This window comes from Corynebacterium durum (genome assembly GCF_030408675.1).
GTDB classification, from domain to species: domain Bacteria; phylum Actinomycetota; class Actinomycetes; order Mycobacteriales; family Mycobacteriaceae; genus Corynebacterium; species Corynebacterium durum.
Window position 1 is genome coordinate 1,730,789 of record NZ_CP047200.1, and the last position, 23,344, is coordinate 1,754,132.

Consider the following 23,344-nt stretch of genomic DNA (forward strand, 5'->3'; position numbering starts at 1 on the left):
TGTGCTGCAGCCCAGGTGACGATTTCAGGTGACGCTCCAAGCCAGTAGCTGTAGCCCCAATATTTTCACCCCCGATACCCCTTATCCAACGACGCTACGGCGTATGGGAGCCTACGCTCGGGGGCATGCCTATTAGCGAAGAAGCAATCCAATACTTCAAAGAACTTTTCCACGAGCGCAAGTCCCGTTTCCATACTCTCGACCCTGAACTCGGGGAGATCTACGTCAATTTTGCCTACGGCGAAGTAATCACAAGCTCCACAAGGATTGACACCCACACGCGGCTCATGTTGCACCTCGCAGCACTGGTGTCCAGTGGCGGCGAAGAAATGTACAAAGTCATGCTGGAAGGCGCCCTGAACGTGGGGGTCAGCGCGGTAGAAATCAAGGAAATTCTGTACCAAGCGGTGGCCTACGTGGGCATGGGGCGCATTTATGACTTCCTCCGAATCACCAACAACGAACTGATGCGCCGCGACGAAAAGCTGCCCTTACCGGCACAATCAACCACCACTCGGGAAACCCGGATGGAGGAAGGCGATAAAATCCTTCGCACCATATTCGGCGACGAGGCTATTGACGCCACAGCGACCAACACCCCCGACGATCAACAGGTCATGCTCAACTTTCTGCGCGGAAACTGCTTTGGCGACATTTACACGCGCTCTGGTATTGACATCAAAACTCGGGAACTACTCACGCTGGTGATGCTGGTGTCCATGGGTGGGTGCGAAGCGCAACTGCGTGGTCATATCAACGGCAACCTCAACGTGGGGAATGACCGCGCGCTCCTCATCGAAACAATCATCCAACTTTTGCCACTGATCGGATATCCGCGCACACTCAACGGACTCCGTGTAGTCACAGAGAACACTAACTCCTAACTACGAATAATCGGCGAATACCCTTTGGGCACGCCCGTCCAGTGTGATGTAACCACCATGCGGCACAATCCACTGGGGTCGGGTGTGCCCAAAGGGAACACCAAAACAGACCACAGCGTCGTCTGTATACCTAGCTATCTGCTCCAGGACAATGTCACGATGCTTGTCCCGTAAGCGGCGACGTTCATCAACATCGGGGCGGAATGTGAAGTCACTGACCGGTGGTCGAGCGACCATGATGCCGCGCACAATGTTAAAAAGTCCGCGTTCACCCAGAGCCCGAATGGTCATGGTAAGGTCCAGTTCAGTAGGCATTTCCTCACTGGATTCCAAGAGCACAATCGTATCCTGCAGATCCTCTAGGGCAGGCAAGCGATCAGCGAGCGCCAACTGGGTAAGCACCTGGATACAGCCACCCCAGGTACGACCACGTACCGTTTTTTCTGGCCCTATCCATGTCCACGGTTCCGCCACTTCCCGCTCGCCAAAGTTCGTCAACGCGGCTGGGTCTGCCCAATCAACGCCAAAATCCTCAGACTCACCAGGGTTAGTCAGCTCTAACTCCCCACCGGTGATCAAGGCTGCACGAAGCGAATCAGCATGAATTGCATCAACAAAGGGCCCTGGACCAAGCTGCACCTGAGTAGAGCCGCCATAAAAGCTTGTAATTCCCTGCTGTCATAACCAATTGTGCAGGTTGGTGTTGTCACTATAGCCAATGAAAATCTTAGGATTGTCATGTATCAGTTGTGCGTCCAAATGTGGAATGACCGTAATCTGATCTGTCCCACCAATGGTGGCCAGCACAGCTTTTATATCAGGGTCCGCAAAGGCACTGTTGATATCCTGCGCACGGTGCTGTGGCGAGGCGTCAATAAGCCGGGTTGTAGGAAACTCGACAGGAATCAGTCCAGTGAGATCTTTAAGTCGAAGCATCGCTTGCTCATGCACGGCCGGTGCTACAGCAGGTGCCGCAAATGACGGCGACAACACTGCGACCCGATCACCTGGTGATGCCTTAACCGGAACCCGTAATGACATGCACAGAGTATAACACCCCCGAATGGTTAGCACTTTTTCATATATACTCGTGTGCATGCCCACCGTCGTGTCCGAATACCTGGCGATATTACGCAAAAACTTCAACGAAGATGACCGCGAAAGCTTTGCCCACGTAACTGGTGCCACTGACAATGACCTGGCACGCGTGCTCGCAGTCTATCCAGATACCCCTGAGGAGTTTCAACAGCTTCTCAAGCAGGTTGATGGCACATGGGGACGCGACTACGGTAACCATGAGGTGTTGGTATACATGTTCGCCTCAGATTTGGGCGCAGAGGAAACAGAAACCGGGGATTATAACTATCCTTATTTCATGAACTCATGCGAACAAATACTCGACGAAAGAGATGACAGTTCCATTGTTGATATGTACGGTGACGACGCCATAGAAGACGGTGATGTTGACGTGGATCCCCAAATTGATCCCACAATTCCCATGTCTCAGCGTTTGCAATTTGCCAACTGCATGAATAATGGTGGAACATCCCAACTCTACATTGATTTTAACCCCACTAGCAGGGGCGTTTCAGGTCAGATTATCTGCTACGTGCACGACCCCGACGCATGTATCGTGCTTACCCCTTGCTTTTCTGACTTTTTACAAAAACACATCGATTCATCCTGTTCGTTTCTTCCCTATAATTACGAACTTGATGAATCCGACTAACAACCAACGACCAACCGAGAGGAACAGCCATAATCGTGGGATGGCGATGAAGAAGTAATCACAAGGAAGCATCCCCAAGCAACCAGCCGACCCGACACCTACACAAAAGGATAATGGCAACACTGTGAACAACTTCGTCGAACAATATACTAGGCTCGCCACTGAAGAGCAGCGTGAGAACTTCCTGGTCGGATACAACAATGATAACGAAGAACCTTTTAACGACGATGAAGTCGACATCCTCCTTCGTGACCTTCACTCCACCAGCGAACCCTTCTTCAAAGTAGCTATTATTAACTGCCTTGCGCGAAACTCTAATTCTTTCTTTATTAAAAACGCCTTGATTGCCCTTATCAGCGATATGAGCGAGGACGAACTCGTCCTGTCCCACGCCGCCCAAGATTTACGCTGGTATAGGCTTGATGCAGATGACTACCAAGTAGTGTTTGATGCACTCGTTGAATACCACGGCAAAGAGCGGTATGAAAACTGCACCTCCAGCCTCATCCGCATCCTTTACCGCAATAGGAAAAAGGGCGCTCTACCGTACTTATTGGAACTACGGTCACGCGGCTTCTACCAGGGGGTTTATTGGGTAGATAACGCTGAGTTGGAGCAGCCCCTGCTCTGATCTCACCAAAAGAAAGCATAAGGCGGTGTGCCCTCTACTGCACACCGCCTTATGCTTATGTGCCCTTCACCGGGCACATAAGCATTCTACTTACCAAAACCATTCGGATAGGGGCGAGCGTTAAGAGCTGCATCACTATCAAGAACTTTTCGGTTAGCATTTCCGTTATCAACCGCTGCGGTTCGCTCTACGCTTTTCGCGCCGGCCGCGTTAACAACCTCAAGGCGCTGATACTCGCGCGGCAGCTTCAATTCACGTTGGGTATGGTGCACAAAGTGCTGAGCAACACCCCAGTTAATAACGGATTGCGCATCGTACTCAAGAGATTGCTGGTCACCTTTTCCTAGCTGATCACGAACACTCTTGAGGAAAGTAAGCGCCTCATCATTTTTCTGCAACCGTGCGCCTTTGTTGGTGCGCTGGCCTTCAACACCAACAGGGTTCAGGGTGTGTTCCCGCACATCCGCGTGCCCCTCATCCAGCACCTTGGCGGCCTTCTCTGTTTCGGCCTTATCAACGCCGACTTTGTTCAAGTCCAGTTCTCGTGCTGCCGAGTTTCCCTCAGCCCGCAGTAGCGAGAGCATGAAACGAGCCTTCGCCCAGGACGCGGCATCGTTACTTTTCGCCTCCGCAAGCTTCATCGGCTCCACATCTCCACCCTTGGCTGCACCATTAAGCTGCCCTGTTGCTGCAAGCGCAAAGCTTTCCCGAACTTTGTACACGGCATAGGTGATGTTGAGTTCCTTGTAATATTTCTGAACATCCGGCGCTGGTGTGATAAAAAACTCATCCGTCCACACCTTTGGTGCCTGCGCAGCAGCTGGTGCGGATGCCTCTGATACAGGCGCGGCTGGCGCGCTTGGTGCCACAGATGGAGCTGGCGCAGCCGCAGCGCTACCAACAATTCCTCCCCCAGTTAACCCCAGCGAGACAACTCCAGCACATCCGATAACCGCTGTTGAGACACCGCGGAGCATTGCCGATGTTGCAACAGCGACGACACTGCGTGTCACGGCGCTTTGCGTGTGGATCATGACCACCCTCCTTGGGGAAAACCTGAACGGAAGAACAATAAGGGCTGAAGCTACGACTCTAACATACCCGATTTCGGCAGCGTCCGGCACCCTACAAGGACGGTAGTGACGCCCATGACAAGCCGAGTACCGTACAGCACGCTTTAGGTAATCTCATTATTAGTTTCTACAATTCTTGTAGATATGTCAACAAGAATCATGCACCACACTACCCACGACTCCCTGTGGCATGCTTATCGACGCCCCGACCACGTCCCCCACATCGTTTGTGCTCACTGCACGCCACCAGTAGCGCTTGTCGTTGCGGCATCAGGCTGGTCTAGGGTTTTGAAAAACTGGTCGGTAATGGAAACTGCCGATTGCGAACCTCCACCCAGCACAATCAAGGTGGCAAAGGCAATGTCGTCCCGGTATCCGGTAAACCAGGCGTGTGAACCGTTGGAGATCTCCGCCTCACCGGTTTTGCCGTGGACCTCACCGCCTGTCTGCATGCCACGCGCCGTTCCAGAGGTAACCACAGAACGCATCATTTGTTGCAGGGCGGCAATCGCCTCAGGCGAGGGTGGATCAACCTGAGTATCAACCTTGGTTTCATGCCCGCTGATCAGTACAGGTGTTGGGGTTTTCCCGGCCGCCGCAGTCGCAGCAACCAACGCCATTCCGAACGGGCTGGCTAGATCGTGCCCCTGTCCGAAACCAGCGTCCACGCGGTCCATGATGTCGTCACCTCCCGACACAGACCCAGTCAGAGTATCTAAGCCTTCGATGGTGTAGTCCACTCCAAGGCCAAATTGTTTAGCGTAGTTTTTCAGTTCACCAGGCTTCAAGCGTGAGGAAATATCAGCAAAAGACGTGTTGCACGATGCCGCAAATGCCGTTTCAAGCGGAACATTCCCACGGGAGAACTGGTTGTAGTTTGTGACAATACGATTGCCGATATCCATGGTCCCTGGACAGGGAACAATGGTGTCAGGAGTCATCTTCTCACTTTGCATACCTGCGGCAGCTGTAATGATCTTGAAGGTCGAACCTGGAGGGTACTGCCCCATCAACGCAATATTGCCATCCTCGTCAGCCGTTTCTGTCTGGGCAATAGCCAAAATGTCTCCCGTTGAGGGGCGGATGGCCACCATCATCGCTTTCATTCCCTGCCGCGTATCCACGGCCTTTTGTGCCGCTTGCTGCACCTTGTGGTCCAGGCTGATCCGCACTGCCGGGGCTGGTTTGGGCGCGTGAGTTTCCAGGGCGTCGATAAGCGCGCCATGGGTGTTGACGGCACCAATCTGCCAACCGTTAGCACCTTCAAGGTCGTCATTAACAATCTTTTCCACTCGGGAGACGATATCTGGCGCAAACGACGGATCCGTGCGCACCATCGCGGCCTCCTGGTTGAAGGTCACAGCAGGCACATCTCCCAGCTGCTGCAAAGCCGCACGGCCCGCAGCGTCGCTCAACATAGTGACCGAGTACGGCGATGTGCGTCCCTGAAGATCTTCAGTAAGCTTCTGCGCCGAGACCTGCGGCACTGAATCATCCTCAGCCCGTACCGACGCCAATGTTTGGGTTATGCGTTGCACAGTGGTGTCTAGATCATCGGTTTTCCCCGGATCAATGAGCAGACGGTATACCGTGCCTGGTTGCAGTACAGATGCCCCGTCAGCGGTCACCACATTCGCCCGCTCAGCCGGGAGCGACCGCAATTCAAGATGCTGGTTAGCCCCCAATTTCGGGTGCAATACACTAGGCTGCCAACGAACCTTCCACTCCCCCTTACTCTTGGACAGATTCATCTCGGTGGAATAAGAAAACGAGCGATCTTTCGGCAAATCCCAGGTCAACGTATACTTTGCCGTCGCCTGCTGATCACTGGCATTCACCGAATCAACGCTGACTCCAACCCCTTCCGCCTGCAAACCCGAAAATGATCCTGACAAAATCTGTTCAGCCAACTCGCTGTTATCCGACATGCCAGCCGCAGCCGCCATGTCATTGCGACTGACTGCCTCGAAAAAGTCCTGCACCACTGGATCAACATCGTCGGGTTTCGGGGTGCAGCCAGCAACCATACCTGTAACAAACGCCACAACCGTCACCAACACTGATCCACGTCTCATACGGTCGAAGATAACACCCCCACGCTGGCGATGCTCGCGCAACACGTGAACGACATAGAAATGGTGCTTCATCTTAAAACTGCGACCATGTGTAGAACACATGGCTAAAATCTTCTTTTTCCACATCATGAGGATTAACGAAGAAGTTGACGATGCCACGATCACCATAGTTAAGCACCACACCGTTATCTTCATAGCAATCCAATTGCAAAAGAAGTTCTAAAGACTCATTTTCGGGACGGGGATCCCATTGACGAAAGGTAGCCCAACCGCCACCGCAGATAAGTGTTGGTTGATCATTGAGCACATTAACAAGCTCCTCAGCGTGGTCCTCATAGAAGAAATCTGGATCCATATCGCTGGGAAATGGCAAAAAATCAAAGTCTCTATCGTCCATAGTCGGCAGCTGCTGATATGGCTTAGTGGTTACCGTGAAAAATCCGCCATGAATAACGCTATCGTCTGGATCATCAGGAAGAATCCACTGGTGAGAACACTCAGAAAACTCACTGACTGGGATATACCGAACCAACGCTTCACTCCAGGAATCATCCGTTGAGATATAAAATTGGAGCACGCCACTAGTGGGATAAGGTTCTGGCATATCACAATCAGCAAGATTCAGCTGCGCAAGATGCATCATCGGAGTTTGACGAGAGTCTACTGGCCATGGATAACCAGCAGAGACAAGCGCTGGGCCACCCACACGGCTAGCTGCTGGATCCATTGCAAGCCCAGTTCCATCTACAGTTGACACACCACATAAAATCAGCTGCAGCGTTGAACGACGATACTGTTCCAATATACCTTTAATGGCAGAAATATTCATTATTTAGTGAAACCCATATTTTCCCACCCATGTTGCGTGAATTCTGGGCTCCCATCCAGCCACTGGTTAAATAGTTCCACGACCTCATCCTTTGAATCAACATCGAGGGCGAAATGCTGGTCATAGGAACCAGCCCGGTATTCCACATGCCAGGCATCAGGTTGCTTGGCATCTTCATCAACAATGGTTTGAATGTAGTTCTGATCAGCGTCTTTTCTTTGCAGAATCACAAAATGATTTTCATCCAGCATATCTCGCACATACTCCAACAGGCTGGGCAAACCCCGACGAGAAAAACCAGGAATACTCAAATAAGCCGTTATGGTCTCAAAACTAGGATCCTCATCGCCAAAAGTAATCACCAGGTTTGAGGACGCATCAATCAGGCCCAGCGAGTTATTCACCGCCAACTCGCTTAACCAGTTTTTCGCCACTTCTGCGCTTGGGTATGTTACGGGAATGGGAAGCATACGGCCCCCTTCCAAGGCGATGTCGCTGGATAATAAAACACCGTTTTCTTCCAACTCCTGCACTTGACTATTCATGGCTTCTGCAATATCTGCCAACGGTCCCGCAGCTGATGGGTCCGGAACATCCTCCATATTGTAGCGTTCCATGAGATGCTTATTTGCAGGCAGGTAGCGTGAACCAACCGCTATGCCGTCCACATCATAGTCGGGGATGAACAGCGCAAAATCGTAACTCATTGTAGATATCTCCTTATTGAACCCACTGGCATGCATCGAATAGGTTTCAGTATAAAAGATTCTTCAGACACGCAACGGCACATAACACGAAAATATGTTCCCATACACCACCAATGTGACACTCGTCGCGGAATGGCATAAGATCGTAAACCCCATTCACCTTCTTCTCATTACACTTCATATGATGCTTCCCCCTTTGCTTTTCGACGCCCACGATAACAACCAAGACCCCACCGCGTTACTGGCACTTTTCGCCCGACGCGGCAACGAAGAATCCTGGTTTTGGCATCCTGACGACGACCTCTGTCAGTGCTTTTTCAGCCTTACACAGCTAGATTCCGAATCATTACTACGGCTGCGTACAACGCTGACATCTCTAGACTCCAAATATCAAGAACGCTTTAGTGTAGACATTGAGCGCGGCATTCGAGACATCGACTGGGTGATCATGGAAAAGCAGTTGTACAGCAACCTCATGACGCTGGGTGATGCTCCAACCGTAGAATCAGACGCTATTGTGAGCGACGACAGTTCCGAGGACGCTACCAACAGTGATTATCTTCGCGTCCTTCTTGCAGACAGGAAGTGGACCGAACTGAGCAAAATGGAAGTAAGCGAGTTTCTCGCCTATGGCGACTGGCAATCACTCACCGCAGATGCCTACAACCTGGTGGTTCTCGCATGCCTACGCCACACCATCGAAGCAGCAGAGCATGACGATGGCGAACTTCTTGACCACATCCCACATCTGCTCAGTCTTCATGGCCATGATCGAGTATCCACCGCACCAGCCAGGGTCGCTGCGGTAGTTGCAACCTTTATACAGCTCTTTAGCACCATCCCCTGGAAGCACCGAATGGAGGTGACACCAGAGTTGTTACGCTGGCCTCTTCCACGGCCAACGTAACAGGTGTTAATCGTCCGATTCCTCCGCCTCCCACTCATCAATTTCAGCAAGAAGCTCCCGCGCCTGCCGAACAGACTTATGGCTTTCCCATACAGTCCCAACCAACAAGTCAAGAGAGCGCTGAATTATCTCCCGCGCACCGTCATAATCCTCATGAAGACCTTTAGCACGAGCCGCTGAGTTCAACGCCCGAGCAGCAAGATGCGGGCGACCAATTTCCACAAACTGTTGCGCTGCGTCATCCAATAACAGCAAACCATCAAGGTAACGACGACTACGTAGGGCAGCAAGCCCTCGATCCTCGGTGTTATCGGCTCGGTAAAACTCCGCTTCACGTTTATCCGTAATCAAATACTGTTGCTGCAATTCAAGGCGCCGCGCCAGTACCGATTCAATAAACTCGTAGCCAGCGTCATCTACCAAAGTTGACTGCGTGGATCGCGACCATGCCACATCAAGCAACACATCGACAACTCTGCTCACGACCTGGGAAAGGTTTTCCTCCGCGTCAGGGTCCACAACAGCACGCGCCTGAGCCTCCAGCAGCAGGGACTCCGCGGCGTCGACAAGCCGCGTACCAGCCGCAAAGGAACGCTCGTATTCATGGTCATAGCGGAAGCCCGCCATAGCCCGAGTCAGGGCTTCAACCTTGTCACCGTTATCCTGACACAGCTCAGCCATACGTAGGGCTTCTTCAGCCGCAGCAGTATCATGATCCAACGCGTCGAGCGCCGTGATCAGCAGACGGCGTAACGCCAAAGACTCCTCTAACAACAGCGGATCATAATCAGGAGCCTGCAGCGCGGCCGCAGTTGCAGACAACGTGGTATGAGCAACCTCTGCGGCCTCCGTAAACTGTTGCTGCTTATTCAGGCACGTCACCAACAGCACAGCAGCATTCACCTGCGTAAACGGGAGCCCACATGCGGCAGCGACGTTAAGACGGTGCCTTGATGCCTCAGCCGATTCGTCATAGTAGCCAGCATTCAACGCAGTCTCTGCAAGCACCTTCAAGGCCAGAAGCCGGACCCCAATAGGCTCCTCGGTGGCGGTTCGCATAGCTGTATCGGCTGCTTGTGCTGCCTCCAAGTACTGTCCATAGACCTGGAACCGCAGGGCGTCGATAAGCAAAGCGCGAGCCGGATCGGCTTCAGCAGCAGTTTCTAGGTCAATTTCTATGGCTTTACCTAGAATCCCCGAGTAAATCGACGGCAACGATGTGTTCAGTGCAGCATGCGCTGCTTCTAGCTGTTCTGGACTATAGCTACGCCAGGGACCATTAATGTCGATGGACACGATGAGAGGTTCGTCTTCGTCGGTGTCCACCGCAGAAGCCGCTGACAATGTTTCACCAACACCTTCCAGGCGGTAATCAAAGGTGACAGGCGAAAACCTACCTGAGGCATCCTGTATGGGACCTTCGTCTGGAAGCTGCGGCACCGGAGGCATGTGGTACAAGTTATGTTCTACGCGCGCAACCATGTGGGGCTTGACCAAGCCAGGACGCTGGTCAAACATGTGCGCAATGCGCAGCGCCAGATCGGCGTACCACGCGGCAGCCTCAGCGACAGTCGGATTCACAACATCGTCAGCTTTCACCCATGGCAACGACTGCCCAGGCAACGTTACCTCGAGGTGACGGTCTTGATCCGGCTGTGCGGCCATGACCCGCGCACTAGCTGTTGCCACATCCATCAGGACAACTGGTGTTTCTGCTTCCAGCCACCAGGGCATGAAACGCACCACCATGTCTAAAGCGCGCTCCAACCGCTGGGGTCGCCCAGCTGAACCGGATAATTCAAGGTAGACGAAATGTTTGGCAATGTACTCTAAAAACGCAGGACTGTGGCTATTGCGCTGCATAGAGTGAATATGCGCCGGCCATGCTTTATCGTCTTGTCCGGTGTACAACCACGGCAGCAGCATATTGCAATACAAGGTGGACGGCTGCGATGAACAGGAATCCTGGGAATTAGCCAGGGCCTCCTCCCCTACCTCAACAGCTTTGTCCCATTCCCCACGCTGTGAGTAGTATGCCACCTCATGCTGTGGGTCGCAGGCTACACAATCGGAATGCTCGGACACGTCGGCGATTTTCCATTTCCGGTAGGCTTCATCTGCCTCTTCATCACGGCCAAGCATGGAAAATATATAGTATTCGCGCAGATAATAGGCTTTCAGCGAATCGCCGAGGCTCTGATAAAACTCCCGCATTTCCCGCAAGGCGTTAAAGCACTCATCTGCCGACGCCTGGGGAACATCCCGCAAAACGAGTATCACGTACTTGTAGTACCACGCGAAGCTGTCCTGCATATCCGCATCAAACAGGTCAGGGCGTTCCTTCCTGCGCTTATCCACCCACATAAACGGGGCAACCATTCGGGTCACCTCGCCGCCCATGGTAAAAGCTTGGGCAAGACGTAGGTAGCACCATATTTCCTCGCGTTCCAACCCTTCTACACCAGCGCGACGCGCGGCCTCAGCCCACAATGCCGAACAGGTCTTCCCATAGGGGGTATCCATGGCTAGGTCCATGAGATCCTGCACGGACTCATTTTCAAACATTCACTATTCCTTTCACACCATATATGAACTTTTCGGCAGACCGTGACAGACCAACGGTGACCTGAGGAGTTCTGCAGGTCTGGGGCCACCGTTGGCCTCTAGTCCAGTAATCACGTACGACGTTAAAACGCCAATGAAATAAGCGAGGTGTACACCTCAGATGCCCAGCTTCTCGCTTGTGGATCCATCGGATGATGCCCAGCCAGCAAAGATTGCACATACAACCCACGTAGCGCTGCAACAATCCGTGGGGAATCCACCGCAGCAAGGAGTTGGTGCACCAGCGGTGAGCTGGCGTTCACCACCAACTGCGCAGAGTCAGGCACGATAAGTGCGCCAGACGCAGCGTTGCCTCCACCCTCAGCCGCGCTATCGAGCATGTCAAGGATCCCACTGAGACCGCTCTCGCCAGGAGCATGACGGGCAGCATCCTCCACCACGCCGTGTGCCGCAGCGGACTGCGGAAGGTACAGCACCGGGATTGTTGACGGCTTAAAGTCACGGAGAATCACCGCGACTCCCTGCCCTGTTAGTGCTTGATCACATGCATGGATGAGTGGCAGAAAGCGAGCTTCCTCGCTAGCGTCAGCAAGAGAAAAGGCACCAACAATGTCATTCATGCCAATCTCGACGATGGACCGGTCAGGCTGATCAAGTCGCACCTGTTCTAGGATTTCCTCATCGAAGGCGTAGCCCGCATTGAGGACAGTCAGGCCATTAGCCGCAGCAATGGGGAGCAATGCCTTGTACTGCTGAACCGTGCGGGCAAAACGCACTGGCCCTTCACGCATGAGCTCGTCCAGCGTGCGCATACCTGAGGTTGTTTCAAACGGCACTGAGTGCACCACCAAGTTTCGGGTTTCCGCATCAGAAACTGCCAGTGCTTTCAGTCCAGTAATGTGCAGGTTGATAAAACGCTGGAAGCGTTGTGGGTCACGGTTCGCCAATCCAGCCAACCAGTCACGTACCTCCCTGCCCAGAGCATCACGTGTTTCGTTGAGCAGTGAATCCTCAAACAAGGCGTCACGGGCCGCTGTGGGGCGTAAAAAGTCAGTGTTGCCAACAACTCGAACAAAGTATGCCCAGTCCGGCAGTAGGTCAGTGACTTTTTTGCTCAGCAACATCCTGCGCAGGTATAACTGATGCCGCGCCGACCGTCCCGGGTGCGCGCCCTCGGACAGCACAAACGCAACGCCTTTGAACCCCGCAACCGGCACTTCCAGTGGGATCACATCAAAAGGGTCAAAGCCAAAATTCTCACGGCACCAGCGACGCTGCGCGCTGCTGCTTGCATCCCACACCGGGGGTTTGCCTTGGCCGTGATTACCTACAAGCTCAAGGTCAGAACTAGGACGTTCCACTGTGACAGTGACGGGCAAGAACTCACCATAACGCTCAATAATGTCCCGAATGTTGCGGTAGTCAAACGGAGGTTCACCAGGCAACGTGTGAAGCACCACCGTGGTCCCATGAGGCAGCTGAGCAAGCTCACTTGGCACAGCATGGCCTTCCTTGGCGTCCTCTACTAGGCTCACAGTCCACGTGCCACTGGAATTTCCTTGCCAGCGCACCACACTGTCACCATTGTCGCGGGCAGTTTTGGAGTAAACAACAATGTTATCCGACACCATGAAGCAGGACAATAGACCTATGCCAAATTGTCCGAGGTAGTCGCTGCGTCCCAGTCCAAACTCATCACGCTTCGACGAACCACCGATGGTCGCCAGTAGGTTGCGTGCCTCATCAATATTCAACCCCACGCCATTGTCGGTAACCCTCAGGGTGTGCCCATCAACGACAAAACGGATACGTCCACTGGTATCACTACTGTATGTACCTTCATCATCCTTGCCGGACTGTGCGTTTGCTGTAATAGCATCAACGCCATTTTGTAGCAGCTCACGCAAATACACGTCTGAACCGGAGTACAGGTTCCGGGACAGCAACTCGACAATACCGCCAAGGTCAACGCGGAATTTTTCCTCTGAAGACACCAACTACCTCTTGCTTCTACACAGTTATTGTTTGAACCGCTTCTAGGACTCTGAGGGGGACGGAAGATCAAACGTTTCACGCAGCGACATCATGTGGGTCAGCTGCGCATCAATACATGCCTCAACCCAGACTTCAATCTGATTGTCCGTTGCCCCCTTGTTAATCAGCAGTGAATGGTCAGAGAGAACCATGAAGGAATCGTCGTCAGAATCCCACATCACCTGGACGGTTCCAATGCTGCCGTCGCGGTTGCGGCTTTCAGCCCACTGTTGGAGCTCTTCGCCACGATCAGCGGTCAAAGAGTCATGGGAAGCAGCAACTGAGATGGAGAGAAAAGTGTCATCTACGATGCGCAGACCTGTGAAAAACCCATCAAAGCCAGTGAGTATGCGCTCGTCTTTGAGCTCGTAGGTCCATTCTTTCCGGTCAAAAAGCGCACCAACGCGGTTGATGGTCACGGGCATGGGAATATCCGCAGAGGATTGTCCGTCATTCTTTTTAAACCAAGCCATGTCTAGTCTTCTCCTTCTTCGACATCCCAAGTGACCAGTTCCGGGAATGCCTGCTCTAGCTCTTCAAGCACGCTAAATGTGGTACCAAAAACCGCAATAATGGTGTTGTGCAACTGCTCATCAGTCAGTCCGCCGCCTACAGGAGCGGAGTATTCGTAGCCAACACGAAGCAAGCCATCATCAAGAAAGACCATTGTGAGTTTGGGCAGGTAAATATCCGAGTTCTTGTCTTTGATGAACTCCCGCAGACGGGCAACTAGATCAGAGTCGGCAGTCTCTGCCCTCCAGTAGCCGTAAATGAACAGCAGCTCAATGTCCTCAACGATGCGGTAAAAGAAGTTGGCGTTGACAAAGCTCGCAAACACTTCGTTGTCATCATCAACGCCGTACTCCAACTCTTCATCTTTGAGTACAGCTTCAATCCGTTGTGTGGTTACCGCAGGCAATGCCATGGTATCCCCTTTCATACATCCGTTTTAATGCATCGACACTAAGGTACACGCAAATTCGCTACATGTCGAAACTTAGTTCCATTGTCCCCCCTGGACAACCATCACACAACCCCCAAAACCTAGATCTACCAGCACAGCAGCGCAACAGGAGACACTACTCAAGATAGAAAATTCACTACGCTCGGGGGTGGTTGCACTGCCGAAACCACTCAATTACCCCAAAAGCACAGCACTCCCCCAAGCACCCCACGGAGCGCGGGCGATCTAGCACGCCATCAACGCCCCGTCGCCCACCCCACGCCAACATGACACCAGCTACCTGGTCACTTTCACCTCTGGCGAACCCGTCATGGTGGTATCTTCCATAGTCTCCGCGATCTTCATGGCTTCTTCAATAAGAGTTTCCACAATCTGAGACTCAGGAACCGTCTTAATCACTTCGCCTTTGACAAAGATCTGGCCCTTGCCATTGCCGGATGCCACCCCCAGGTCCGCGTCGCGGGCCTCGCCTGGACCATTAACCACACACCCCATCACGGCCACACGGAGAGGAACTTCCATCCCTTCCAACCCTGCTGTGACTTCCTCTGCCAAGGTGTACACATCCACCTGCGCGCGCCCACAAGATGGGCAGGATACGATCTCTAGCTTGCGGGGCCGTAGATTCAGGGACTGAAGAATCTGGTCTCCAACCTTGACTTCTTCTTTCGGATCCGCCGACAGAGACACTCGAATTGTGTCGCCGATCCCCTCGGAGAGCAACGCACCAAATGCCACGGATGATTTGATCGTTCCTTGGAACGCCGGTCCAGCCTCGGTCACGCCTAAGTGCAGCGGGTAATCAGACTGCGCTGCCAGCTGCCGGTATGCCTCAACCATGACCACGGGGTCATTGTGTTTGACGGAAATTTTGATGTCACCGAACCCGTGCTCTTCAAACAGGGATGCCTCCCACAGCGCGGATTCCACTAGCGCCTCTGGGGTGGCTTTGCCATATTTCTCCATGAGGCGTTTATCCAAGGAACCAGCATTCACACCAATACGGATGGGAATTCCCGCCTCAGCGGCTGCTTTGGCCACTTCTTTCACGCGGCCGTCGAACTCCTTAATGTTGCCGGGGTTGACGCGGACGGCGGCGCACCCGGCATCGATAGCCGCGAAAATGTACTTCGGCTGGAAGTGAATATCTGCAATGACGGGGATGGGTGATTTTTTGGCAATAATGGGCAGTGCTTCCGCGTCCACTGTCTTGGGACAGGCAACGCGGACAATGTCGCACCCTGACGCCGTGAGCTGCGCGATTTGCTGCAGCGTGGCGTTAATGTCGTGGGTCTTGGTGGTGGTCATAGATTGCACTGAGATCGGGTGTTCAGACCCAACGCCAACGCTGCCGACCTGCAGTTGGCGGGTCTTGCGCCGCGGCGCAAGAGTAGGCAGCGGGGCGTCAGGAATACCAAGCCCGATAGGGGTAGCCACAGTACAAACTCCTTGGTGTATTCAAAAATTACTATAAGAAAAGTCGAGCTAATTCTATCACCCGGGTCACACCATCATCCGGATCACACCAGGAAAACTCGCCACATTCACCCACACCATACTTACCCGAACAAGCGAACAGGATTAACCACGTCGGCAATGATCACAATTGCACCGATCCCTAGCAGCACCGCACTCATGACGTACGTAATTGGCATGAGTTTGGTGTAATCGGCGGGTTGACCTGGGGCGATGCCACGAAGTCCGCGAATAAAGTCTCGGATTTTTTCGTAGATCACCACGGCAATGTGTCCGCCGTCCAGTGGAGGGAGCGGCACAAGGTTAAACAGCGCGAGGAAGAAGTTCAGGCTGGCCAACATCATGAGGAACATGGTCCATTGCGAACGCTCCACCAGTTCACCGCCCACACGGCTGGCGCCAACCACGCTCATGGGGCCTTCCTGATCACGTTCGGCGCCAAAGATGGAGGCCACGACGCCTGGAATCTTCCCTGGGAAGCTCGCTAGCCCTTGCAGGGTTGCAGACAGCATTGAGCCAGAAAACCTCACGGTCGCGCCGATTCCGTCCAACGGACCGTAGCTGCGCATCACATCCACAGGCTCAGACGTCACGCCGATTGCCCCAACGGTGACGGTTTCACCTGCCTGGTTCAGACGTGTGACGCTGGTGACCGGGACGTCGATATGCAGAACCTCAGTCCCGCGTTCAACCGTAAGGTCAGCGGTTTGCCCAGGCATCTCGTACAGTTTGGCGCGCAAGTCGACAAAGGATGCCACGGCTTCACCGTTGACGGCGGTAATGCGGTCTCCCTCCCGAATCCCGGCTTCGGCAGCGGGGCCCGCGCCGGTGCAGTCGCTGAGCGTCTGAGCATCGATTTGCGACGCCGGGACACACGCCGTTTTCGCCACAGTTGGCGTGTAATCAGCGTCAGGATCCGGCAGCCCAGCTGTAACAGCCACCGCATACAGCACAACCAGACCAACCAGAATGTTCATCAGCACCCCACCGGACAACACAAAAATGCGCTGCCACCACGGCTTATACACCATGGCGTAGGGGCGCTCATCCTCATCTATTTCATCCATGGCCGTCATACCAGCAATGTCGCAGAAGCCACCAAGTGGAACAGCTTTAAAGCCATATTCAATGCCTTTACGGTTCCACTTCACCACGGTGGGACCAAAACCCACATAAAAACGACGCACTTTCATGCCGCACGCCAAAGCGGAGCGCATATGACCCCACTCATGCAGGGCGATAGTCACCATGATGCCCAGCGCAAACAGCGCGACACCACCGAAATAACCCACCACAATCAACCTTGCTTTCTTAATGCTCTGCTGTTGAGGACCGCTAGGACATCACGTCATGTGCCTTAGCGCGGGCAGCCGCCTCAGAAGCCAACACATCCTCGACCGTTGAGGGTACACCAGCAAACCCATCTGCATGCTCCAGCACCTCCTCCACAACATCCATGATCTGCGGAAAAGCAATCCGCCCAGATAGGAACTCGGCCGCCGCTTCCTCATTTGCAGCGTTGTATATCGCAGGCCACGTCCCACCACGCGTAACGACGTCCCGCGCACACTGCACCGCCGGAAACGTTGCGTCATCCACCGGCTCGAAGTCCCAGGAAAAACTCTGCGTAAAGTCCAACGCAGGCTGTGCTTCGGGAACACGATTCGGCCAATCCAGTGCCAAACTAATAGGCAACTTCATTGACGGTGGAGACGCCTGAGCGATGGTGGCACCATCAACAAACGTCACCATCGAATGAATAATGGACTGCTTATGCACAGTCACATCAATACGTTCAGCGGGAATACTGAACAGCAAACTCGCCTCAATCAACTCAAGCCCCTTATTCACCAGCGTCGCCGAATTGAGCGTATTCATCTGCCCCATCGACCAGGTAGGATGCGCTGCAGCTTGCTCTGGCGTAACAGTCCACATCTCTTCCCTCTTCCAACCCCGAAACGGTCCACCAGATGCCGTCAAAACCAGCCGCGCAACCTCTGGGCGAGTACCAGCGAGTAAACACTGCGCCATGGCGGAATGCTCCGAATCTACTGGTACAAGCTGACCAGGCTTTGCCATATCAAGAACCAGCTGACCGCCGGCGACCAGGGATTCCTTGTTAGCCAAGGCAAGCTGCGCACCCGATGCCAGTGCGGCAAGCGTGGCGGAAAGCCCCAGCGACCCCACCAAGGCATTCAGCACCGTATCGGCTTCCACATTCTCCACTAGGCTCTTCGCTGCGTCAGGTCCTGAAATGACGGTGCCCCCTAGCACCTCTTGAATAGCAGGCGCTACCTTTCGATCTGCCACCGCGACGCGCTCGGGCGGCAGGTTCAACGCCTGAGCTTGGCGGATCAGCAGATCAGGTTGTCCCCCGCCTGCGGCAATACCCACCACCTCAAACTTTTCGAGGTTATCAGCAATAACCTCCAACGCTTGAGTGCCAATGGAACCAGTACTGCCCAGAATCAGAATGCGCTTTCTCACGATCTCCATTTCTACACCCGATCGGGGCAAAAAACACTGTCTGCGCTCCATCAAAAGGGGTAACTTTCACCCTAAATTGGCATGATACGCACATACGCGGGGTAAGCATGTCGCCCTGACACGTCAGATATGCGAAAATGTCCCCAAAGGTATCTGTAAAGGAGAACACTGTGGCTGGAAAATCCACGATCGTGCCCGAAGTCCACAACGGCGTATCCACGCTCGACGAACCCTCGGCAGCATGGGGCTGGCACGACATTGGCCGTGGCCCTATCCAGATTGCAGGCTGGATTTCCGTCCTCTTTCTACTCGCCTACAACTTTGGCAACCACAAGGGACACGTTGAAACCATCTGGCTTTTCGCCATCGCCGCCTTGATTGTCGTTGGGCTGCTTATCCAGTTGTTCCAGCCGAAACTCAACCAGGTACGCACCGTCACCGCCCGTAACAAGCCTATTGGCCACGAGGAGCCTGATTGGGCTTACCTTCAGCACACCATGGCTGGCCCTTACGCTGAGTTGACTGACTCTCAGATCCGTTCTCTAAACATCGAGCCATCTACAGTGAAAAACCGCAAGGCAGTTGAGGGCTAAAGTCTTCAAGCAACACATAAAAGCCGCCGATACACCGTGGAGGGTGCGTCGGCGGCTTTTATGTTGTTCAGAACCGTAAGCCAATCATGAGAAACCAATGCCTGTGTAAAGTTTGCCCACCTCCAAGCACAAAAACGAGGCATTTTTGGGCTTGACGATAGGCAGGCTTCGCATGGCTAGTTGGCAAAGGAGCGTACCCGCTCAAAGATCTCTGGGTAGTGCACAGTTACACGCTTGGTGGCTGCTTTGATGGCAAAGAAATACAAAATAGCAGGAAGAGCAATCGCCACGATCATTCCTACAGCAGTCAGCCAGATCGTGCCTGTGGTGTGTCCTATCAACACAAGCGCAACACCCGGCGCGCTAGGGATCCAGCCGATCAGCAACGATGCAAAACTGGAGATAAGCGCTCCAGCTGAGAAACTGCTTTTGTCTTGCCATGGGTTGGTTCCTGGTTTGGCGACTGGGAAGGGGTTATAACTGCTGAGCATGACCCCCACTGCCCCACCGCTCATAGCAAGTCCAAGGAAACAGGGGGTGAGAATAAGCGCAAGCACATGATTGTTCGCCAGAATATTCATCGCGATGAGATAGGCGATAAGGAAAAGATACCCGATTGTCATGGAAGCGAAGTGCCTGGCCGGCACTAGTGTCCGCGCTGGGACGTTGGCACTGATGTGAAGCCAGTTTGCGGGGCCGTCGTATCCAAAGTCATTTGCGGCGAGCGCACTACCCAGTAAGGCGACGACAAAGGCACCAAGGTATTCCGTGCCAGGTTGTTGAACCGCACCCATATAGAGGAAGTAAATACTGAACACGGGCATGAGCAGGAAGGAGCCAAGTAGGCGCGAGTCCCGGCGCGAGTAGACAAGGGCTCTGGAGTAGATCATGGCTCCAAGTCCATAGCGCAGTCCCGGTAGCAATAGCGGCACACCAGTGGTGGCTGCTTTTTCTTTCTTCTTGTTGTTTTTCTGAACACTTTCGAGGGGCGCTTCAAGCTGGTTGGCCACTCCGCGCAACCAGAACCAGAGGGCAATGCCAAAGGTGAGGGCTGCGATAAGCGAGCAACCTAATGCCGTCACGGCGTTTCCATCAGCGGCACCAGAGATGGCACCGCCTGCCGCACCAAAGGGAGTCCACATGATGTATCGGCCAAGTTGCCCGAGGTTCATGTTCCCACTGCTGTCACTGTTTATCATGGCCATGAAGGCGAAGTAACCAATAAAAGCTAAGAACGTGCCAATGATGGTCATTCGCTCTTTAGACGTTCGGGTGGATGTTCCACCAAGCGCGGTGGTGAGGCACAGTCCCAACACGATGGTGATCAGGAATTGCAGAATCATTGCTGGGATAATGACAGCAATAAGCCAGCCCTTTCCATCTATAATCAAGGGCACAGAGACAAACAGCGTGGTGCCGATCGTGCACATCAGGGCAGCAACGCCACGGGACTGCGCAATAGCAGCAAGGGCAAAACCGCCAATAAGTTCCTTCGCTTTTATGGGATAGATCGCGAAGGATTCGGGGCTAAGCTGCGACTCTCCTGACGGCATCATCACACTGGCGAGTAGGTACGCCAGGGTTCCGACGCCCACCGCACCGGCCACCGCTGCGTAGGCACCATCATGCATCGCGAAAGCAGTCATAGCTCCGATGCCGAGCAGCCCCATGAGTGCATAGACAAATACCAGCACAGACATGACCATTGAACTGGGGTTTTTACGCAGGGAACGCCCCCACAGCACAAACTGGAGTTTTAGTAGTGTGCGGGTCATGATTGCCCACCGCCATTGCCCTGCTGCTCGCTATGCAACCATGCTAGGGAGCCTTCATCAAGGGTGCCGCCACCCACGTAGCTGACAAAGATGTCGCTGAGGGATTGTCCCTGCCGGACCTCATCAACGTGACCGGCAACAAGGACTTTGCCGTGATCAATGATGGCCACATGGTCGCAGAGTCCCTCTACCAATTCCATGACATGCGAGGACAGCACCACGGTTCCGCCCGATGCTGCGAACGAGCGAAGAATCTGTTGGATCACGCGCCCAGAAACTGGGTCCACGGCTTCAAGGGGTTCGTCCAGCACGAGCACATCAGGACTGTGAAGCAACGCTAAGGCGAGGAGCATTTTCTTGGTCATGCCTGCAGAAAAGTCAACAACCTGTTTGGTACCGGCATCGGCTAGGCCCAGGGCGTCGAGAAGTTCGGCGCTGCGTTGCTGTACCACCGCAGGGTCCATGCCGCGTAGGGCACCAACGTAGCTGAGAAGTTCGGTGGCGCTGAGGCGGTCGAAAACCGGCAAGTCGTCGACGAGCAAACCCATAGCCGATTTAGCGGCGATCGGGTCAGCCCACATGTTGTGGCCCCAAATGTATGCATCGCCTTCAGTGGGACGAATCAGTCCTGTTGCCATTCCCAGCATGGTAGTTTTACCTGCGCCGTTGGGTCCGACAATGCCGTAGATACTACCCCGGGGAACATCTAAGTTCAGGTGATCAACCACCGCCTTGTCACCGTAGACTTTTGTAAGTCCACGGACTGCAAAGGCTGAGGCCGTGGGATCTGGCTGCATCGGCTGCATGGATAGACTCTCCTCCAAAGAAAGAAATCGGATGGATCTACCTCTATTATACTAAAAATCTATAGATCGACAGCTATGTAGCAACTTCTTTCCTATCGTTCCTCAGCAGCCAATTGCCCACAAGCGGCCGCAATCTCCTGACCACGGGTATCTCGGACCGTGCAAGGAACACCCTGTTCAGCAACGCGACGCACGAACTCGTCCTGGCGATCTTTCGGCGAGGCGTCCCATTTCGACCCCGGTGTGGGGTTCAGCGGGATAAGGTTCACATGCACTCGCGACCCCAACGCCTTGTGAAGCTTCTTACCCAGCATGTCCGCGCGCCAACCCTGGTCATTCACGTCGCGGATCAGCGCATACTCAATGGACACACGGCGGCCAGTGTTGTCTGCATAATAGCGTGCAGCATCCAGCACTTCCTGCACGGACCAGCGATTATTCACCGGAACCAACGTATCTCGGAGCTCATCATCCGGGGTGTGCAGCGACACTGCCAGCGTAACCGACAACCCCTCATCGGCCAGTTTGCGAATCGCTGGAGCCAGGCCGACGGTGGACACCGTGACATTGCGCTGCGAGATGCCGAATCCCTCCGGCGATGGTTGGGTGATCTGACGAACCGCACTCACCACACGTTTATAGTTGGCTAGGGGCTCCCCCATACCCATGAACACAACATTGGACAAGCGACCACCCTCGGACTGCATCGCGGCTGCAGCAGCACGCACCTGATCCACAATCTCACCCGTGGACAAATTACGATCTAAGCCTCCCTGTCCTGTCGCGCAAAATGGGCAGGCCATACCGCACCCAGCTTGCGAGGAAATACAGAGCGTTGCCCGATCCGGGTACCGCATCAGCACGGATTCCAGCAAGGTACCGTCATGCAGCTTCCACAAGGTCTTTTGCGTCTGCCCATCATCGCAGGAAATCTCGCGTATAGATGCCATCAACTCAGGAAACAGCGCGTCTTTGACTTTTCCGCGCGCCGATTCCGGCAGGTCAGTCATCGATAGCGGATCAGCTTCAAAACGCGTGTAATAATGACGCGCAATCTGCTGGGCGCGGAACTTAGGCAAACCAAGTTTGGTCACGGCGTCGATACGCTCTTCAGCACTCAAATCGGCAAAATGCGTTGGCGGCATTCCGCGACGTGAAGCAGTAAAAACAAGGGGAAGTGCAGTGGGTGAGGTGGAAGGCATAGTTCCACCATCATCGCACGGACATACCGGAATAGTGGAATTGTTACAAGGTCAAACTTGTCACAAACGACATAGCCACGTTGAATAGAGCATATGAACAACACTGATGGCGTGAATAATTCCGCAGAATCTGGCATGTCGGACGCCCTAGACACAGCACACGACGTACCAGAAGTATCGACGCCCACCGGGGACCTCGTACCCGTCACAACACCAGGTGAAATCGCCACCACGGAAACCGCAGAAACACAGCACAGTGAGAGCGGCAAGCAACCAGCCAAGCAGCCGAAGCAACCCAAAAAGCCTCGTCCGACCGTGCAGGGTTCTTTCGCCGGAGGAACCTGGCTCGCGTTGATCGCTGGGTGCCTCTTGTTAATTCTGCTGCTGGTGTTCATCCTGCAAAATCAGCAATCCGCTGAATTGAACTTCTTCTCCTGGCACTTCCAATTCCCGTCTGGGGTTGGATTCCTGCTCTCCGCGATAGCGGGCGCGCTCATCATGGCCCTGGTCGGCGGAGTACGCATGTTGGAGCTACGTCGCCAAGTGAAAAAGGAAAAGAAACTACTCGCTTCCCGCGACCACTAGCCCGCGAGCACTAGGAAGTTTC

At 53.9% G+C, this 23,344-nt stretch carries 22 protein-coding genes; 6 read left to right on the forward strand and 16 right to left on the reverse strand.

What is annotated here, in order from left to right; all coding sequences use genetic code 11:
- Positions 1-125 precede the first annotated feature (125 nt).
- Positions 126-884, forward strand: coding sequence for a carboxymuconolactone decarboxylase family protein (locus tag CDUR_RS08060; RefSeq protein ID WP_179417812.1), 759 nt, complete (start codon positions 126-128; stop codon positions 882-884).
- Here CDUR_RS08060 and CDUR_RS08065 read toward each other — a convergent pair whose 3' ends face one another.
- A complete protein-coding gene (locus tag CDUR_RS08065) occupies positions 885-1,523 on the reverse strand; it encodes a hypothetical protein (RefSeq protein ID WP_290207150.1) in 639 nt (212 codons plus the stop codon).
- Between the two features lie 39 nt (positions 1,524-1,562).
- Entirely contained in the window at positions 1,563-1,925 is a 363-nt protein-coding gene (locus CDUR_RS08070; RefSeq protein ID WP_233452922.1) for an LD-carboxypeptidase, read from the reverse strand.
- A 55-nt stretch (positions 1,926-1,980) separates the two neighbouring features.
- Here CDUR_RS08070 and CDUR_RS08075 point away from each other — a divergent pair, with 55 nt between their 5' ends.
- Both CDUR_RS08075 and CDUR_RS08080 read left to right on the forward strand, forming a co-directional pair.
- The gene (locus CDUR_RS08075; RefSeq protein ID WP_179417813.1) at positions 1,981-2,613 is read left to right on the forward strand and encodes an SMI1/KNR4 family protein; all 633 of its coding nucleotides are present in this window, start codon (positions 1,981-1,983) and stop codon (positions 2,611-2,613) included.
- A gap of 124 nt (positions 2,614-2,737) precedes the next feature.
- Entirely contained in the window at positions 2,738-3,244 is a 507-nt protein-coding gene (locus CDUR_RS08080; RefSeq protein WP_179417814.1) for a hypothetical protein, read from the forward strand.
- An 86-nt stretch (positions 3,245-3,330) separates the two neighbouring features.
- Here the strand turns inward: CDUR_RS08080 and CDUR_RS08085 are convergent, their stop codons facing one another.
- The 4 genes from CDUR_RS08085 to CDUR_RS08100 all read right to left on the reverse strand — a co-directional run bounded on the left by CDUR_RS08085 (position 3,331) and on the right by CDUR_RS08100 (position 7,928).
- Complete coding sequence (locus CDUR_RS08085) at positions 3,331-4,278, reverse strand: hypothetical protein (RefSeq protein ID WP_179417815.1); 948 nt, start codon at positions 4,276-4,278, stop codon at positions 3,331-3,333.
- A 272-nt stretch (positions 4,279-4,550) separates the two neighbouring features.
- Positions 4,551-6,392 (reverse strand): penicillin-binding transpeptidase domain-containing protein, encoded by a 1,842-nt coding sequence (locus tag CDUR_RS08090; RefSeq protein WP_179417816.1) that lies wholly within the window; start codon positions 6,390-6,392, stop codon positions 4,551-4,553.
- 73 nt (positions 6,393-6,465) lie between these two features.
- The gene (locus tag CDUR_RS08095) at positions 6,466-7,221 is read right to left on the reverse strand and encodes a DUF1963 domain-containing protein (RefSeq protein WP_179417817.1); all 756 of its coding nucleotides are present in this window, start codon (positions 7,219-7,221) and stop codon (positions 6,466-6,468) included.
- The gene (locus CDUR_RS08100) at positions 7,221-7,928 is read right to left on the reverse strand and encodes a hypothetical protein (protein WP_179417818.1); all 708 of its coding nucleotides are present in this window, start codon (positions 7,926-7,928) and stop codon (positions 7,221-7,223) included. The genes CDUR_RS08095 and CDUR_RS08100 overlap by 1 nt, the downstream gene beginning before the upstream one ends.
- A 181-nt stretch (positions 7,929-8,109) precedes the next feature.
- Here CDUR_RS08100 and CDUR_RS08105 point away from each other — a divergent pair, with 181 nt between their 5' ends.
- On the forward strand, positions 8,110-8,835 hold the full coding sequence (locus tag CDUR_RS08105; RefSeq protein WP_290207161.1) for a hypothetical protein: 726 nt from the start codon (positions 8,110-8,112) through the stop codon (positions 8,833-8,835).
- A 6-nt stretch (positions 8,836-8,841) separates the two neighbouring features.
- Here CDUR_RS08105 and CDUR_RS08110 read toward each other — a convergent pair whose 3' ends face one another.
- The 7 genes from CDUR_RS08110 to dxr form a co-directional block, all read right to left on the reverse strand.
- Positions 8,842-11,400, reverse strand: coding sequence for a hypothetical protein (locus CDUR_RS08110; RefSeq protein WP_179417820.1), 2,559 nt, complete (start codon positions 11,398-11,400; stop codon positions 8,842-8,844).
- 122 nt (positions 11,401-11,522) lie between these two features.
- Positions 11,523-13,394 (reverse strand): HSP90 family protein, encoded by a 1,872-nt coding sequence (locus CDUR_RS08115; protein WP_006063716.1) that lies wholly within the window; start codon positions 13,392-13,394, stop codon positions 11,523-11,525.
- A gap of 42 nt (positions 13,395-13,436) precedes the next feature.
- The gene (locus CDUR_RS08120; RefSeq protein WP_179417821.1) at positions 13,437-13,907 is read right to left on the reverse strand and encodes a hypothetical protein; all 471 of its coding nucleotides are present in this window, start codon (positions 13,905-13,907) and stop codon (positions 13,437-13,439) included.
- Between the two features lie 2 nt (positions 13,908-13,909).
- The gene (locus tag CDUR_RS08125; RefSeq protein WP_040360068.1) at positions 13,910-14,359 is read right to left on the reverse strand and encodes a YbjN domain-containing protein; all 450 of its coding nucleotides are present in this window, start codon (positions 14,357-14,359) and stop codon (positions 13,910-13,912) included.
- Positions 14,360-14,674: 315 nt separating this feature from the next.
- Positions 14,675-15,835 (reverse strand): flavodoxin-dependent (E)-4-hydroxy-3-methylbut-2-enyl-diphosphate synthase, encoded by a 1,161-nt coding sequence (gene ispG, locus CDUR_RS08130; protein ID WP_040360070.1) that lies wholly within the window; start codon positions 15,833-15,835, stop codon positions 14,675-14,677.
- Positions 15,836-15,957: 122 nt separating this feature from the next.
- On the reverse strand, positions 15,958-17,169 hold the full coding sequence (locus tag CDUR_RS08135; RefSeq protein ID WP_179417822.1) for a M50 family metallopeptidase: 1,212 nt from the start codon (positions 17,167-17,169) through the stop codon (positions 15,958-15,960).
- 40 nt (positions 17,170-17,209) lie between these two features.
- Positions 17,210-18,370, reverse strand: a complete 1,161-nt coding sequence (gene dxr / locus CDUR_RS08140) for a 1-deoxy-D-xylulose-5-phosphate reductoisomerase (RefSeq protein WP_179417823.1) — start codon at positions 18,368-18,370, stop codon at positions 17,210-17,212.
- 161 nt (positions 18,371-18,531) lie between these two features.
- Between dxr and CDUR_RS08145 the strand changes: the two genes are divergently transcribed.
- On the forward strand, positions 18,532-18,954 hold the full coding sequence (locus CDUR_RS08145) for a DUF2631 domain-containing protein (protein WP_040360071.1): 423 nt from the start codon (positions 18,532-18,534) through the stop codon (positions 18,952-18,954).
- A gap of 176 nt (positions 18,955-19,130) precedes the next feature.
- Here the strand turns inward: CDUR_RS08145 and CDUR_RS08150 are convergent, their stop codons facing one another.
- The 3 genes from CDUR_RS08150 to rlmN all read right to left on the reverse strand — a co-directional run bounded on the left by CDUR_RS08150 (position 19,131) and on the right by rlmN (position 22,737).
- Entirely contained in the window at positions 19,131-20,729 is a 1,599-nt protein-coding gene (locus CDUR_RS08150; RefSeq protein ID WP_179417824.1) for a hypothetical protein, read from the reverse strand.
- Positions 20,726-21,535 carry an ABC transporter ATP-binding protein gene (locus tag CDUR_RS08155; protein WP_179417825.1) on the reverse strand — a complete coding sequence of 270 codons (810 nt, stop codon included), beginning with the start codon at positions 21,533-21,535 and terminating at the stop codon, positions 20,726-20,728. The genes CDUR_RS08150 and CDUR_RS08155 overlap by 4 nt, the downstream gene beginning before the upstream one ends.
- Positions 21,536-21,627: 92 nt before the next feature.
- Positions 21,628-22,737 carry a dual-specificity RNA methyltransferase RlmN gene (gene rlmN, locus CDUR_RS08160; RefSeq protein WP_179417826.1) on the reverse strand — a complete coding sequence of 370 codons (1,110 nt, stop codon included), beginning with the start codon at positions 22,735-22,737 and terminating at the stop codon, positions 21,628-21,630.
- A gap of 93 nt (positions 22,738-22,830) precedes the next feature.
- Here rlmN and CDUR_RS08165 point away from each other — a divergent pair, with 93 nt between their 5' ends.
- Positions 22,831-23,322 (forward strand): LapA family protein, encoded by a 492-nt coding sequence (locus tag CDUR_RS08165; protein WP_179417827.1) that lies wholly within the window; start codon positions 22,831-22,833, stop codon positions 23,320-23,322.
- Positions 23,323-23,344 lie beyond the last annotated feature (22 nt).

Excerpts from the sequence above, each read along its gene's own strand:
- CDUR_RS08150 (WP_179417824.1), bottom strand. The coding sequence starts at position 20,729 with ATGACCCGCACACTACTAAAACTCCAGTTTGTGCTGTGGGGGCGTTCC.
- CDUR_RS08070 (WP_233452922.1), bottom strand. The coding sequence starts at position 1,925 with ATGTCATTACGGGTTCCGGTTAAGGCATCACCAGGTGATCGGGTCGCA.
- CDUR_RS08075 (WP_179417813.1), top strand. The coding sequence starts at position 1,981 with ATGCCCACCGTCGTGTCCGAATACCTGGCGATATTACGCAAAAACTTC.
- dxr (WP_179417823.1), bottom strand. The coding sequence starts at position 18,370 with ATGGAGATCGTGAGAAAGCGCATTCTGATTCTGGGCAGTACTGGTTCC.
- CDUR_RS08155 (WP_179417825.1), bottom strand. The coding sequence starts at position 21,535 with ATGCAGCCGATGCAGCCAGATCCCACGGCCTCAGCCTTTGCAGTCCGT.
- CDUR_RS08085 (WP_179417815.1), bottom strand. The coding sequence starts at position 4,278 with ATGATCCACACGCAAAGCGCCGTGACACGCAGTGTCGTCGCTGTTGCA.
- CDUR_RS08110 (WP_179417820.1), bottom strand. The coding sequence starts at position 11,400 with ATGTTTGAAAATGAGTCCGTGCAGGATCTCATGGACCTAGCCATGGAT.
- CDUR_RS08105 (WP_290207161.1), top strand. The coding sequence starts at position 8,110 with ATGATGCTTCCCCCTTTGCTTTTCGACGCCCACGATAACAACCAAGAC.
- CDUR_RS08090 (WP_179417816.1), bottom strand. The coding sequence starts at position 6,392 with ATGAGACGTGGATCAGTGTTGGTGACGGTTGTGGCGTTTGTTACAGGT.
- CDUR_RS08125 (WP_040360068.1), bottom strand. The coding sequence starts at position 14,359 with ATGGCATTGCCTGCGGTAACCACACAACGGATTGAAGCTGTACTCAAA.
- CDUR_RS08100 (WP_179417818.1), bottom strand. The coding sequence starts at position 7,928 with ATGAGTTACGATTTTGCGCTGTTCATCCCCGACTATGATGTGGACGGC.
- CDUR_RS08060 (WP_179417812.1), top strand. The coding sequence starts at position 126 with ATGCCTATTAGCGAAGAAGCAATCCAATACTTCAAAGAACTTTTCCAC.
- CDUR_RS08095 (WP_179417817.1), bottom strand. The coding sequence starts at position 7,221 with ATGAATATTTCTGCCATTAAAGGTATATTGGAACAGTATCGTCGTTCA.
- CDUR_RS08120 (WP_179417821.1), bottom strand. The coding sequence starts at position 13,907 with ATGGCTTGGTTTAAAAAGAATGACGGACAATCCTCTGCGGATATTCCC.
- CDUR_RS08165 (WP_179417827.1), top strand. The coding sequence starts at position 22,831 with ATGAACAACACTGATGGCGTGAATAATTCCGCAGAATCTGGCATGTCG.
- rlmN (WP_179417826.1), bottom strand. The coding sequence starts at position 22,737 with ATGCCTTCCACCTCACCCACTGCACTTCCCCTTGTTTTTACTGCTTCA.